General features: G+C 36.0%; 10 protein-coding genes. 7 read left to right on the plus strand and 3 right to left on the minus strand.

The window, feature by feature from the left end; all coding sequences use genetic code 11:
* Window positions 1–66: 66 nt before the first annotated feature.
* Window positions 67–4,605: a DNA polymerase III subunit alpha gene (gene dnaE / locus BUC29_RS03060; protein WP_073413224.1), complete on the minus strand. Its 4,539-nt coding sequence runs from the start codon at window positions 4,603–4,605 to the stop codon at window positions 67–69.
* Between the two features lie 470 nt (window positions 4,606–5,075).
* On the opposite strand from dnaE, the gene BUC29_RS03065 reads away from it, so the two are divergent.
* The 6 genes from BUC29_RS03065 to leuB all read left to right on the plus strand — a co-directional run bounded on the left by BUC29_RS03065 (window position 5,076) and on the right by leuB (window position 12,450).
* Window positions 5,076–5,879, plus strand: a complete 804-nt coding sequence (locus tag BUC29_RS03065) for an SDR family oxidoreductase (RefSeq protein WP_073413226.1) — start codon at window positions 5,076–5,078, stop codon at window positions 5,877–5,879.
* Window positions 5,880–5,956: 77 nt separating this feature from the next.
* On the plus strand, window positions 5,957–6,877 hold the full coding sequence (locus BUC29_RS03070; RefSeq protein WP_073413228.1) for a helix-turn-helix domain-containing protein: 921 nt from the start codon (window positions 5,957–5,959) through the stop codon (window positions 6,875–6,877).
* A gap of 518 nt (window positions 6,878–7,395) precedes the next feature.
* A complete protein-coding gene (leuC, locus tag BUC29_RS03080; RefSeq protein ID WP_073413232.1) occupies window positions 7,396–8,790 on the plus strand; it encodes a 3-isopropylmalate dehydratase large subunit in 1,395 nt (464 codons plus the stop codon).
* 113 nt (window positions 8,791–8,903) lie between these two features.
* Window positions 8,904–9,500 carry a 3-isopropylmalate dehydratase small subunit gene (leuD, locus tag BUC29_RS03085; RefSeq protein ID WP_073413234.1) on the plus strand — a complete coding sequence of 199 codons (597 nt, stop codon included), beginning with the start codon at window positions 8,904–8,906 and terminating at the stop codon, window positions 9,498–9,500.
* Between the two features lie 213 nt (window positions 9,501–9,713).
* Window positions 9,714–11,234 (plus strand): alpha-isopropylmalate synthase regulatory domain-containing protein, encoded by a 1,521-nt coding sequence (locus BUC29_RS03090; protein ID WP_073413236.1) that lies wholly within the window; start codon window positions 9,714–9,716, stop codon window positions 11,232–11,234.
* Window positions 11,235–11,388: 154 nt separating this feature from the next.
* The gene (leuB, locus tag BUC29_RS03095; protein ID WP_073413237.1) at window positions 11,389–12,450 is read left to right on the plus strand and encodes a 3-isopropylmalate dehydrogenase; all 1,062 of its coding nucleotides are present in this window, start codon (window positions 11,389–11,391) and stop codon (window positions 12,448–12,450) included.
* A 124-nt stretch (window positions 12,451–12,574) separates the two neighbouring features.
* Here the strand turns inward: leuB and BUC29_RS03100 are convergent, their stop codons facing one another.
* Complete coding sequence (locus BUC29_RS03100; RefSeq protein WP_012023384.1) at window positions 12,575–12,919, minus strand: RNA recognition motif domain-containing protein; 345 nt, start codon at window positions 12,917–12,919, stop codon at window positions 12,575–12,577.
* A gap of 125 nt (window positions 12,920–13,044) precedes the next feature.
* The gene (locus tag BUC29_RS03105) at window positions 13,045–13,530 is read right to left on the minus strand and encodes a DUF6252 domain-containing protein (RefSeq protein WP_073413239.1); all 486 of its coding nucleotides are present in this window, start codon (window positions 13,528–13,530) and stop codon (window positions 13,045–13,047) included.
* 189 nt (window positions 13,531–13,719) lie between these two features.
* Here BUC29_RS03105 and BUC29_RS03110 point away from each other — a divergent pair, with 189 nt between their 5' ends.
* Window positions 13,720–14,286 carry a 30S ribosomal protein S16 gene (locus BUC29_RS03110; protein ID WP_073413241.1) on the plus strand — a complete coding sequence of 189 codons (567 nt, stop codon included), beginning with the start codon at window positions 13,720–13,722 and terminating at the stop codon, window positions 14,284–14,286.
* Window positions 14,287–14,303 lie beyond the last annotated feature (17 nt).

Below are 14,303 nucleotides of genomic sequence, written 5' to 3' on the forward strand. Positions count from 1 at the left end.
AAGTATTATGCATGCATATTTTTAACTAAAAAAATTCACATTCTATCAAATTTTAACTGTTAAAATTTAGTTCAGCTTAAAATTTATCTGCATTTTTTCTAATTCCTGAAGTAGTTCGGTACAAATCCTAACTTTTAATCTTCTGCTTGGCATTGTCAGTTTGGTTACTACTTTCACCTCTTCTACTTCTTTAACTTCCTGCATTTTGGCTTCTGCAACAGTTGTTTCATTATCATCACTTACATCTTCAAATACGGCATCTTCATTGTCTTCAAACTCACTGGTAGTTTCAACTTCGACCAGACGTTTTATATTTTCAATTTCCATGATTTCAAAACTCACTGAGTTATCTCCTCTGTTTTCATTGAATAAATGACTTAATCTATGAATAAAATCGGGATGCAAATCTTTAATATCTAATAACAGAATCAGCTTTTTTGCAAAAGCTTCTAGAATATCCTGTAATTGTCTTACCTCAACAAACTGCATTCTTGGATCTGATTTTTTCCCTGTATCATGGTTAACCCAGCCATCTTTTATCATTATTTTCAGGAAGGCAAAATTATTTTGAATTAAGAAATGGCGGAATTTCAAATATTCTTCACCAAAAATCTTAAACTCGTAACTTTCATCATATCCTTCTAAGTTAAATGCTGCCCAGCCTTTTCCATTTTTAGCCACACGATGCTGTACGTTATTAATAATTCCGGCAAAGGTTAGGTTTTTCCCAACATATTCATTCATACTTTTTAGCGCTTCTAAACGAGCATTACAGAAGTATTTCATTTCAAACCTAAAATCGTCAAGCGGATGTCCGGAAATATAGATTCCGACAACTTCTTTTTCTTTGGCCAGTTTTTCCATTGTGCTCCAGTCTTCGCATGGAGGCACAACAGGTTCTGCAATCTGCACTTCGCTGGTTTCTCCGAACAAACTTACCTGAGACGAATTCTCGTTTTCCTGAAATTTCGACCCGTAACGCATTGCTTTTTCGTAGAAAGTGATTCCATCGCCATCATCATGAAAATACTGTGCTCTTGAAGTTCCTTCAAAAGAATCAAACCCTCCTGCTAAAGCTAAATTTTCAATCGCTTTTTTGTTTGCCGCACGCAAATCAATTCGTTTTGCCAAATCAAAAATCGATTTATATTTTCCGTCTTTTCTGTTTTCAACGATAGTTTCAACTGCTCCGGCTCCTACTCCTTTAATTGCTCCCATCCCGAATCGAACAGCGTAATTATCATTTACGGTAAATTTATAATATGATTCGTTTACACAAGGACCTAAAACCTGTAATCCCATACGTTTACATTCTTCCATGAAAAACGAAACTTGTTTAATATCATTCATATTATTCGAAAGTACCGCTGCCATATATTCGGCAGGATAATGCGCTTTCAAATAAGCTGTTTGGTATGCAATCCAGGCATAACAAGTTGAGTGCGATTTGTTGAAGGCGTAACTCGCAAAGGCTTCCCAGTCTTTCCAGATTTTCTCCAGAATTTTGGCATCATGGCCTTTTGCTGCGGCTTGTTCAACAAACTTCGGCTTCATTTTATCCAGTACGTCTTTTTGTTTCTTACCCATCGCTTTACGCAATACGTCGGCCTCACCCTTTGTAAATCCTGCCAAAGACTGAGACAAAAGCATTACCTGCTCTTGGTAAACGGTAATTCCATAGGTTTCAGAAAGATATTCGGCACAGGCATCTAAATCGTATTTAATTTCTTCGTCGCCATTTTTTCTTCGAACGAAAGACGGAATATACTCCAAAGGTCCCGGACGATATAAGGCGTTCATTGCAATTAAATCTCCAAAAACCGTTGGTTTCAGATCCTTCATGTATTTCTGCATCCCAGGCGACTCATATTGGAAGATTCCAACGGTTTCACCTCTTTGGAAAAGCGCATACGTTTCTTCGTCATCGATTGGGAAAGTATCAGGATTCAGCTCAATTCCCGTTCTATATTTTACAAGTTTTACGGTGTCTTTTATCAGCGTAAGGGTCTTAAGACCCAAGAAGTCCATTTTCAACAATCCGGCACTTTCGGCAACGGAGTTATCAAACTGAGTTACATATAAATCGGAATCTTTTGCTGTCGTTACAGGAACATAATTCGTAATATCCGACGGTGTAATGATAACCCCACAGGCATGGATTCCTGTATTACGCATTGATCCTTCAAGAATTTTTGCCTGTTGGATCGTTTCTCCGGCTAAATCACCTTCGTTTGCTATGGCAATTAATTCTTTTACATTATCAAATTCGTCAGAACGAAGAGCTTTTTTGACTTCCTCTTCACTCTCCGAAATAAAACGCGCCAGATTCCATTTTGACGGCATCATTCCCGGAATCAGTTTCGCAATTCTATCAGCTTCAAATAATGGTAAATCCAGTACACGAGCGGTATCACGAATCGCCGATTTGGTCGCCATTTTACCATAAGTGATAATCTGTGCCACCTGATTTTTTCCGTATTTGTTGATTACGTATTCCATTACACGGCCACGACCTTCGTCATCAAAGTCGATATCAATATCGGGCATCGATACACGGTCAGGATTTAGAAAACGCTCAAAAAGTAAGTCGTATTTAATGGGGTCAATATTGGTAATTCCGAGACAGTAAGCAACCGCAGATCCGGCTGCAGAACCACGCCCTGGTCCTACCGATACATCCATTTTTCTCGCCTCGGCAATGAAATCCTGTACAATCAAAAAGTAACCTGGATATCCTGAATTCGAAATCGTCATTAATTCAAAATCCAGACGTTCCTGAATCGATTCGGTAATTTCGCCATATCTTCTTTTAGCACCTTCCATGGTCAGATGTCGGAGATATTTATTTTCTCCTCGTACACCGCCATCTTCTTCATCTTCGGGAACCATAAATTCTTCCGGAATATCAAATTTGGGAAGCAATACATCACGATACAATGAGTAACCTTCAACCTTATCTACAATTTCCTGAATATTGATAATGGCTTCCGGCAGATCGGCAAAGAGTTTTTTCATCTCTTCTTCGGACTTGAAATAGTATTCCTGATTTGGAAGTCCATAACGATAACCGCGGCCACGACCAATTGGCGTTGCCTGCTTTTCACCGTCTTTTACACACAATAAAATGTCGTGTGCATTGGCATCTTCTTTATTTAAATAATAAGTATTGTTAGTTGCAATTAGCTTGACATTATGCTTTTGCGAAAATTCAATCAGGGTTTTATTGACACGATTTTCATCTTCCTGATTGTGACGCATTACTTCAAGGTAAAAATCTTCTCCAAATTGTTCTTTCCACCAAATCAAAGCTTCTTCGGCCTGATTTTCACCAATGTTCAGGATTTTACTCGGAATTTCTCCGTATAAATTTCCAGACAAGACCATAATATCGCCCTTGTATTGCTCAACAATTTTTCTGTCAATCCTTGGAACGTAATAAAATCCATCCGTATAAGCAATGGAAGCCATTTTAGCCAGATTGTGATATCCGGCTTTGTTTTTGGCCAATAAAACAACCTGATAACCGTTGTCTTTTTTGCTTTTATCTAAGTGATTGTCGCAAATATTAAATTCACAACCTACAATTGGTTTTACTTCAGTTTCTGTTGGTTCCTCACCCGCTTCGACCAAAGCTTTATTTTTCCCTGAAGCGGCTTTGTTGTGGTTCATAACGGCGCTCACAAAATGGAAAGCTCCCATCATGTTTCCTGTATCGGTCATGGCAACAGCCGGCATTCCATTTTTGGCTGCAGCCGCAACTATATTTCCAATTCCGATAGTCGATTGAAGTACCGAAAACTGTGTATGATTGTGTAAATGTGCAAATTTTGCAGCTTTAAAATCGGCTTTATCAGATTCTGAAACTACAGTTTGTTTATCTTCAGTTTGTAAGGCTTTAAGCTGTTCTCTGATTTTATCTGAAGCCGCTTTTAAATTGATATGTTTTAAACCAATAAGCTTAAACGGCTCAGGATTTCTTTCCTGAAAATCTTTAAAATACCCCTGAGGAACATCTAGTTCTTCTTTGGTAAAAACCTCTCTTCTAACTAATTCTAAAAAACAACGCGTAGTGGCCTCAACGTCGGCAGTTGCGTTGTGGGCTTCTGCAAAAGGAACATTGAATAAATATTCATGCAATTCGGTCAAAGTTGGAAGTTTGAATTTTCCTCCTCGACCTCCCGGAAGTTGCAATAACGAAGCGGTAACTTCGGTACAAGTATCGAGAACCGGAATGGAAGCCATAATAGAATCTACTCCCATTCTATGGAATTCGGCTCCCATAATATTTACGTCGAAACCTAAATTCTGTCCAACAATGAATTTGGTTTTACTTAAAGCAATATTGAATTTCTCTAAAACTTCGGCCAAAGTGATTCCATCGGCTTCAGCCAATTCAGTCGAGATTCCGTGAATACGCTCGGCATCATACGGAATGTTAAATCCTTCTGGTTTTACCAAATAATCCTGATGCTCAATAAGCTGTCCCATTTCGTCATGCAACTGCCAGGCAATTTGTATACAGCGAGGCCAGTTATCAGAATCGGTTATTGGGGCATCCCAGCGTTTTGGTAATCCGGTTGTTTCGGTATCGAATATTAAATACATAGAGTTGCAAAAAGTCAAATTTTAGAACTCCAAATTCCAAATCACAAACATTGCAAACCATTGATAACATGAAATATAACAAAATGTGAAATGAAAAATCGGAGGAATTCAAATTTACGCTTTTTTTAGAGAAATAAAGAAGCGAAAGTTGTTAACAAAAACGTTAATTAAAACTTGTCGATTGCAATACTTAAAATTTTAAACACATAGAAACATAGATTGTAGTTTTGTAAAAAGAGATTTTAGAAAATCTAGATTTTCACACATAGCTATGTGTACTTTTAAATAAGTGAAACGCCTTTGTAGACAAAGAAAAACTATGTTTCTATGTGTTTAAAATAATTAAACTCAAAACTTTTTCTTCAATTATTCATTTTGGATACTCATTAGACCAAAATGAACACTTTTAAACTACAGTGTATCCTGAACTTTGCTTCATCAAATTATAACAATTAAAAAAACAAATAATCATGAAAACAATTTTTATCACAGGCGCATCATCAGGTTTAGGAAAAGCAACAGCAAAATTATTCCACAAAAAAGGATGGAATGTAATCGCAACCATGAGAAACCCTGAAAAAGAAACTGAACTTTCTCAATTAAAAAACGTTACGCTTTTGGCGTTAGACGTTACCCATTATGATCAAATCCAATCTACGGTTAAAAAAGCACTAGAATTAAGCGACATTGATATCGTTTTTAACAATGCTGGTTATGGATTAATTGGCCCTTTAGAGAGTCTTTCTGATTCCCAAATTACCAAACAATTAGATACTAATTTATTGGGAGTAATTCGCGTTACGAATGCATTTATTCCTTACTTCAGAGAAAGAAAAAGCGGTTTGTTTATCTCTACAACATCTATCGGCGGATTGATTGCTTTTCCTTTAGGATCAATTTATCACGCAACAAAATGGGGCTTAGAAGGCTGGAGCGAAAGTATGGCTTACGAATTAAATCCGTTTGGAATAAACATTAAAACAGTTTCTCCTGGTGGTATCAAAACTGAATTTCTTCATGGTTCATTAGATACTGGTGCCAAACCTGAATATCAGACAATGGTAGATAAAATGTTTGGAAGCGTTGACGTTATGTTTGAAATGGCTTCAACTCCTGAGCAAATTGCTGATGTTGTTTACGAAGCTGCAACTGATGGAAAAAACCAATTAAGATATGTTGCCGGCGAAGATGCAAAAGCATTTTATAAACGCAGACTGGAAGTAGGCGACGAAGTTTTTCGTTCTGAATTTGGCAAACAATTTTTTGGAGAATAATTCATTTCAAACTAATACCGTTCAGGTTTCAAGAAGCCGAACGGTATTAGTCTTTTAAATTTTCATACTTTTATATCATGGAAAAGAAAAACAATAATCCGGCAAAAATCTCTTCTATATCGCAGTTTCACGATCTGCTTCGACTGCCAAAACCGCTTCATCCAATGGTGAGTTTGGTAGACAATACAAAGTTGGTCATCAATGAAGATTTAGCGAATCATGCCTTTTTGCTTGATTTTTATAAGATCTCTTATAAGTTTTCCACCAAAGGAAAAATGGGCTACGGTCAAGGCTATTATGATTTCAACGAAGGCGGACTCATGTTTGCTTCTCCAACTCAGTTAATTTTTACTGAAAATGAAGAAGGCGCAGAATACGGCGGCTATACACTTTTATTTCATCCTGATTTTATTCGGAATTATCCTTTGGGAAAAAGCATCAAAAAATATGGTTTCTTTTCTTATGATACCAATGAAGCGCTGCATCTTTCAGACAGCGAAAAAACAATTATTATTGGATTATTACAAAGTATCGACAACGAACTCAATACCGCAATTGATGAAATGAGCCAAGATGTGATTGTTTCTTATATTGATGTTTTGCTGAATTACAGCAATCGTTTTTACAAACGCCAATTTATTACCAGAAAAATCATCAGTCACGATTTATTATTGAAAGTTGAAGAAACGCTGGACAATTATATCAGCAACTCTGAAACCTTAAAAAGAGGATTGCCAACAGTAGAATTTCTGGCTTCACAGATTAATGTTTCGAGTCATTATCTCAGCGACATGCTTCGTAATTTAACCGGACTAAATGCACAACAGCATATTCATTCGAAATTAATAGAAAAGTCAAAAGATTTCCTGATTACAACCAATCTTTCAGTAGCAGAAATCGCTTATCAACTAGGTTTTGAATATCCTCAATCGTTCAGCAAATTATTCAAAAAGAAAACCAATCTTACTCCATTAGAATTTAAAAATTCTTTGAATTAATTTTCAAAAACACTTCTTTCAAAAAATCAGTTTTTGCTTCAAAAAAACACAAAATTTCATAAAAATACACTTCTTGGATGTCGTAGTATTTTGATGTTTTATTGAATCTAAATAATGTCCAAAAAACGCCTTTCAATGCTTTAAAAAACTCAAAAAGCATTCTTTTAGCAAAGATTTCAAAACTAACAATTATTACTATTTTTATGTAATTTGTTAGATTTTTTCAATCAAATTCTTATATTTTATATTGATTTTGAGATAAATTTGCAAACTATTAAAACAAAAAACAAACAGGTAAAATCAAAGCCGAAAAAGAAAAAGCAAATCTATTTCTTAATCATTTTTCTTTCAAATTTTAGCTTGCAAAAGCCATTTGGCAATTTGTAAATTAGTTTGGGTATCGTATATAATGAAATATCGAAATTGACGCTTTTTTATCTTTTTTTACTTTTGTTTTGCTATTATAATGAACAGGAAATTGCTGTGGTTATAGAAATTACAATTTAAAAAAATAAAAAATGAGTAAGACATTATTTGACAAAGTATGGGATTCACATGTTGTGCGTAAAATTGAAGATGGGCCAGATGTGTTTTTTATTGACCGCCATTTCATTCATGAAGTTACGAGTCCTGTTGCTTTTTTAGGATTAAAATCAAGAGGCGTTAATGTATTATATCCAGAACGTACTTTTGCAACTGCCGACCACAATACACCAACCATAAACCAACATTTACCAGTTCAGGATCCGCTTTCTGCAAACCAGCTTAAAGCTCTTGAAGACAATGCCGCTGAATACGGAATTTCGCACTGGGGATTAGGTCACCAAAAAAATGGAATTGTACACGTAGTGGGTCCTGAAAACGGAATTACTTTGCCAGGTGCTACTATTGTATGTGGAGATTCACATACGTCTACTCACGGTGCTTTTGGAGCAATTGCTTTTGGTATCGGAACATCTGAGGTTGAAATGGTGCTTTCTACTCAATGTATTATGCAGCCAAAACCAAAGAAAATGCGTATCAACGTAAACGGTAAATTGAGTAAAGGTGTTGGTCCAAAAGACGTTGCACTTTACATTATTGCTCAGTTAACTACTTCTGGAGGAACTGGATATTTTGTTGAATATGCTGGTGATGTTTTTGAAAACATGACTATGGAAGGCCGTATGACGGTTTGTAATTTAAGTATCGAAATGGGTGCTCGTGGAGGTATGATTGCTCCTGACCAAACTACTTTCGATTTCTTAGAAGGAAGACTTTACGCTCCAAAAGGAGAAGCTTGGACAAAAGCTGTTGAATACTGGAAAACTTTAAAAACTGATCCAGATGCTGTATTTGATGCCGAATTAAATATCAAAGCGGAAGACATCGAACCAATGATTACTTATGGTACTAACCCAGGAATGGGAATCGGTATCACAAAACATATCCCAAGTGCAAAAGAAGTTGAAGGCGGTGAGGAAACTTACAAAAAATCTTTAGCTTACATGGGCTTCAACGAAGACGATGTAATGATTGGAAAACAAATCGACTACGTTTTCTTAGGAAGCTGTACAAACGGACGTATTGAAGATTTTAGAGCTTTTGCTGAAATTGTAAAAGGAAGAAAAAAAGCAGATAATGTTACCGCTTGGTTAGTTCCAGGTTCTCACGTTGTCGAAGCTCAGATTAAAGAAGAAGGAATTTTAGATATTTTGACTGAAGCTGGTTTCGTATTACGTCAGCCGGGATGTTCTGCTTGTTTAGCAATGAACGACGATAAAGTTCCTGCTGGAAAATATGCAGTAAGTACTTCAAACAGAAACTTTGAAGGTCGTCAAGGTCCTGGTTCAAGAACGCTTCTTGCAAGTCCAATTATGGCTGCTGCAGCTGCGGTTACAGGAAAATTGACCGACCCAAGAGAGCTGTTCTAAGTCAATGACAATTGCAATAACAATTTCAAAATCAATTACAATCGCTTTTAGGTTATAAAGATTCTCAATTTTCAGAAAATCTAAAATCTAAAATCCAAAAATCTAAAATTAAAATGGCATACGATAAATTTAATATACTTACTAGCAGCGGAGTTCCGTTGCCAATTGAGAACGTAGATACAGATCAAATCATCCCGGCTCGTTTCTTAAAAGCTACAAAACGCGAAGGTTTTGGAGACAATCTTTTTAGAGACTGGAGATACAACGGAGATGATACTCCAAAAGCAGATTTCGTTTTAAACAACCCAACTTATAGCGGGAAAATCTTGGTTGGAGGAAAAAACTTCGGTTCTGGATCTTCTAGAGAGCACGCTGCATGGGCAGTTTACGATTACGGATTCCGCGCTGTGGTTTCTAGTTTCTTTGCAGATATCTTCAAAGGAAACTGTTTGAATATTGGTGTATTGCCAGTACAAATCAGCCCAGAATTTTTAGCTAATATTTTCAAAGCTATCGAAGCTGATCCTAAAACAGAATTAGAAATCAATCTTCCAAACCAAACCATTACTTTGTTATCAACTGGCGAGCAAGAATCTTTTGCCATTAACGGTTACAAAAAGAACAACTTAATCAATGGTTTTGACGATATTGATTATTTACAAAACATGAAGGAAGATATTAAAGCTTTTGCTGATAAACTTCCGTACTAATAGAAATATCATTCAGTCTATTAGACCCGAAAGGCTTCAAAACCTCTCGGGTCTTTCTAGAATATAGAACGCGGATGAAACTGATTTGCTTTCGCAAAAACTCGGAGTAACGCAGATTTTTTATCCAAATAAAAAAATCCGTTTTTATCAGCGTCTTCGCGAAAGCGAATCCGTAAAATCAGCGTCAAATTACATCAGAATTACAATATCAATATGGAAAAAAGAAAAATTGAAATAATGGATACGACACTTCGTGATGGTGAACAAACCTCAGGAGTTTCATTTTCTGCTGCAGAAAAACTGACCATTGCGCAATTGTTGCTGGAGGAATTAAATATTGATAGAATCGAAATTGCTTCGGCGCGTGTGAGCGAAGGAGAATTTCAGGCTGTAAAAGGCATTACTTCATGGGCTGAAGAGAAAGGATACATTAACAGAATTGAAGTTCTAACATTTGTTGATGGAGGCGTTTCAATTGACTGGATGAAAAAAGCGGGTGCTAAAGTGCAGAATTTGCTGACCAAAGGCTCAATGAATCACTTAACACATCAATTAAAGAAAACTCCGGAACAACATTTTTCCGAAATCGCTCAAATTATCGCTTTAGCAAAAGAAAAAAATATTGAAACCAATGTTTATCTGGAAGACTGGAGCAACGGAATGCGAAATTCTCCAGATTATGTTTTTCAATTTTTGGATTTCTTAGCAACTCAGCCAATTAAAAGAGTTTTACTTCCTGACACTTTAGGCGTTTTAATTCCGTCTCTAACTTTTGAATTTATTTCAAAAATCAGAGCAAAATATCCAAGCATTCATTTTGATTTCCATGCTCATAACGATTATGACTTAAGTGTTGCCAACGTTATGGAAGCCATAAAAGCGGGAATCAACGGACTTCACGTAACGGTAAACGGAATGGGAGAACGCGCCGGAAATGCACCGCTTGAAAGTACTGTTGCCGTAATCAACGATTATCTGCCACAAGTAGACATTAACGTAAAAGAAACTTCTTTGTATTCTGTGAGTAAGCTGGTTGAAACTTTTACAGGTTATAGAATTCCTGCAAACAAACCAATTGTTGGAGATAATGTTTTTACACAAACTGCCGGAATTCACGCCGACGGAGACAATAAAAACAATCTTTATTTCAATGACCTTCTTCCAGAACGTTTTGGAAGAAAAAGAAAATACGCCCTCGGAAAAACTTCAGGAAAAGCCAATATCGAAAAAAATCTTCAGGAATTGGGTTTAAAACTAAACAACGAAGATTTGAAATTGGTTACCCAAAGAATTATCGAATTGGGCGACAAAAAAGAAACCGTAACGAAAGAAGATCTTCCATACATTATTTCAGATGTTTTGGATAGTCATACTTACGAAGAAAAAATTACGATAAACTCTTATATGCTGGTTCATTCTAAAGGAATGCGCCCATCTACGACTTTATCTTTAAATTTAAACGGAGAAATAATCGAAGAAAATGCGCAAGGAGACGGTCAGTTTGATGCTTTTATGAATGCTTTATCGAAGATTTACAAAAGCAAAAAACTTACGCTTCCGAAATTGATCGATTATGCCGTGAGAATCCCGCCAGGAAGTAGTTCTGATGCGTTGTGCGAAACCATTATAACTTGGGTTAACAACGGAAAAGAATTCAAAACCCGCGGATTAGATTCGGATCAAACCGTTGCAGCGATTATTGCAACGCAAAAAATGTTGAATATAATTACATAGGTTCTAAGTTGCTAAGATTCTAAGCTACTAAATTTTTCTTCTTTGAACTCAGAATCTCAGCAACTCAGAATCTTAAAAACAAAACTAAGTAATAAGAATAAAAACTTAGAATCTTAGCAACTTAGAACCTTTGAACCTTAATAACACATATAGAATGAAATTAAACATAGCCCTTTTAGCCGGAGACGGAATCGGACCAGAAGTAATAAATGAAGCTGTAAAAGTATCTGATGCTATTGCAAAAAAATTCAATCACGAAATAACCTGGACTCCTGCTTTGACTGGAGCTTGCGCAATTGATGCAGTTGGAGTTCCTTATCCAGACGAAACGCACGAAATTTGTATGAAAGCCGATGCGGTTTTATTTGGAGCTATCGGACATCCAAAATATGATAACGATCCAAGTGCACCGGTTCGCCCTGAACAAGGACTATTATTAATGCGTAAAAAATTGGGCTTATTCGCAAATGTGCGCCCAACATTTACTTTTCCTTCTTTAATTGACAATTCTCCTTTAAAAAGAGAAAGAATTGAAGGAACTGATTTAGTTTTCTTAAGAGAATTAACAGGTGGAATTTACTTTGGTGAAAAAGGAAGAAAAGATAACGGAGATACCGCTTTTGACAACTGTGTTTACACAAGAGCCGAGGTTCAGCGTTTAGCTAAAAAAGGTTTCGAACTGGCAATGTCCCGTAACAAAAAATTATGCTGCGTTGACAAAGCAAACGTATTGGAAACTTCACGTTTATGGAGAGAAACAGTTCAGGCAATGGAAAAAGATTATCCGGAAGTAACGGTTTCTTATGAATTTGTTGATGCTGTTGCAATGCGTTTGGTGCAATGGCCAAACTCTTATGATGTATTAATTACTGAGAATTTATTTGGAGATATTCTAACTGACGAAGCTTCTGTAATTTCCGGTTCTATGGGATTAATGCCTTCTGCTTCTGTAGGAGAACATACCTCATTATACGAACCAATTCACGGATCTTACCCACAAGCTACAGGATTGAATATTGCCAATCCATTAGCCACCATTTTATCTGCAGCCATGATGTTCGAAGATGCTTTTGGATTAAAAGCTGAAGCTGATGCTATCCGTGCCGTTGTAAACAAATCTTTAGAAGAAGGTGTTGTTACAGAAGACTTAGCTGTAAAAGGATCAAAAGCTTACAAGACAAGCGAAGTTGGAGACTGGTTAGTTGCTAATTTATAATAGTTTATTTTGTTTCAAGTTTCAGGTTTCACGTTCCAGCAACTTGAAGCTTGAAACAAATAAACCTGAAACAAAAAAAGGGATCAATTTTCATTGATCCCTTTTATATTTTAGAAAAAAAACATTAATATTCTCTTCTGTTTCCGCGATCTCCGCCACGGTTGTTTCCATAACCACCACGATCGTTTCCTCCGCGGTTATTATTAAAACTTCTTCTTTCGCCTTCTGGTTTTGGCTCAGATTTATTTACAACGATTGTACGTCCTGATACAACAGCACCATTCAATTCGTCGATAGCTTTCTGAGCTTCGCTATCATTTGGCATTTCAACAAAACCAAAGCCTTTACTTCTTCCAGTAAATTTATCAGTAATAATTTTAACAGAGTCAACTGTTCCATAAGCCTCAAAAGACTCTCTTAAATCTGCTTCCTCAATACTGAATGGAAGGCTTCCAACAAAAATATTCATAGATATTTATTTATAATAATGAACAAATGTAGTCTTATTATTCTGCAATCTACTATATATTAGTTTATTTATGTTTTTATTTAGATTTTAAACCCTTTTAATATAAGATTAAGGTTTAGCAAAAATCACATTTCCGGAACATTTCCTTCAATTGGAATTTTATAAAAAACTCCTTCTGTAAAATTGACTTTGGGATTTTCTATATTGCTTTCGTCATCGTTTACAGCAGTAAACTTAAATGTTCCCGAAATCGTACTCGCATCCGTATCATAATCTGTAATAACAATTTGTCCGCTGCCCTTGTTTGTACCTGTAGAAAATGAAGCTGATTCCGCAGGAAGTGTATTTTTATACGTAGCTTTAGAAACATCATTAACCCCTAAAATAAAAGTTTGTTCAGATGAAGAAGCTGTTTGCAGTATAATTTTTTCATATCCAAGCGAACCTTCAATAACTAAAATACCGTTTGTACCAAAATGAGCTTTATATGCCTGAGACCTCCAGAAAACATTATTTTTTAAAGTTTGAAAAGCAGGGTTATTAAATTTTACATCTTCTGTACAAGATATAAGGAGAAATAAAAATGATAAAAAGTAAAAATATTTTTTCATGTAAATGATGAATTTAATGCAAAAGTACCGCATTATGAGATAAATATTTAAAATTTAAAGTCAAAAAAACGCTAAAATACTGTCGTAACTACATTTAATACTTTTTGAAACGAATAATTAATAAAAAAATTATATCTTTGCGCCCTTAATTAACAGAGGTCGAGTACCTCAAAATTTAATCATAAGATTATGTCAGTAAAAATTAGATTACAAAGACACGGTAAAAAAGGAAAACCTTTTTACTGGGTAGTAGCTGCAGATGCACGCTCAAAAAGAGATGGTAGATACTTAGAGAAAATCGGTACTTACAATCCAAACACAAACCCAGCAACTGTTGAGTTAAACCTTGACAGCGCAGTTAAATGGCTACACAATGGTGCTCAGCCAACTGATACTGCCAGAGCTATCCTTTCTTACAAAGGTGCTTTATTGAAACACCACCTTGACGGAGGAGTTCGTAAAGGAGCTTTGACGCAAGAACAAGCTGATGCTAAATTAACTGCTTGGTTAGAAGCTAAAGCTGGAAAAGTTGACGCTAAAAAAGATGGTTTATCTAAAGCAAAAGCTGATGCTAAAGCAAAAGCTTTAAAAGCTGAGCAAGAAGTTAACGCTAAACGTGTTGCTGATGCTGCCGCTGCACAAGCTGAAGCTGATGCTGCTGCACAAGCTGCTGAGACTACTGAAGAAGTTGCTGAAGTTGAAGCAACTGAAGAAGCTCCTGCTGCTGAAGAGAATAACGAAACAACTGAAGCATAATTTTACCTTAGCGATAA

The organism is Flavobacterium defluvii (assembly GCF_900129555.1).
Taxonomy (GTDB): Bacteria; Bacteroidota; Bacteroidia; order Flavobacteriales; family Flavobacteriaceae; genus Flavobacterium; species Flavobacterium defluvii.

Bases quoted from the DNA above. Each gene is read 5' to 3' on its own strand.
- BUC29_RS03105 (WP_073413239.1), bottom strand. From the start codon at position 13,530: ATGAAAAAATATTTTTACTTTTTATCATTTTTATTTCTCCTTATATCT.
- BUC29_RS03065 (WP_073413226.1), top strand. From the start codon at position 5,076: ATGAAAACAATTTTTATCACAGGCGCATCATCAGGTTTAGGAAAAGCA.
- leuB (WP_073413237.1), top strand. From the start codon at position 11,389: ATGAAATTAAACATAGCCCTTTTAGCCGGAGACGGAATCGGACCAGAA.
- leuC (WP_073413232.1), top strand. From the start codon at position 7,396: ATGAGTAAGACATTATTTGACAAAGTATGGGATTCACATGTTGTGCGT.
- leuD (WP_073413234.1), top strand. From the start codon at position 8,904: ATGGCATACGATAAATTTAATATACTTACTAGCAGCGGAGTTCCGTTG.
- BUC29_RS03070 (WP_073413228.1), top strand. From the start codon at position 5,957: ATGGAAAAGAAAAACAATAATCCGGCAAAAATCTCTTCTATATCGCAG.
- BUC29_RS03100 (WP_012023384.1), bottom strand. From the start codon at position 12,919: ATGAATATTTTTGTTGGAAGCCTTCCATTCAGTATTGAGGAAGCAGAT.
- dnaE (WP_073413224.1), bottom strand. From the start codon at position 4,605: ATGTATTTAATATTCGATACCGAAACAACCGGATTACCAAAACGCTGG.
- BUC29_RS03110 (WP_073413241.1), top strand. From the start codon at position 13,720: ATGTCAGTAAAAATTAGATTACAAAGACACGGTAAAAAAGGAAAACCT.
- BUC29_RS03090 (WP_073413236.1), top strand. From the start codon at position 9,714: ATGGAAAAAAGAAAAATTGAAATAATGGATACGACACTTCGTGATGGT.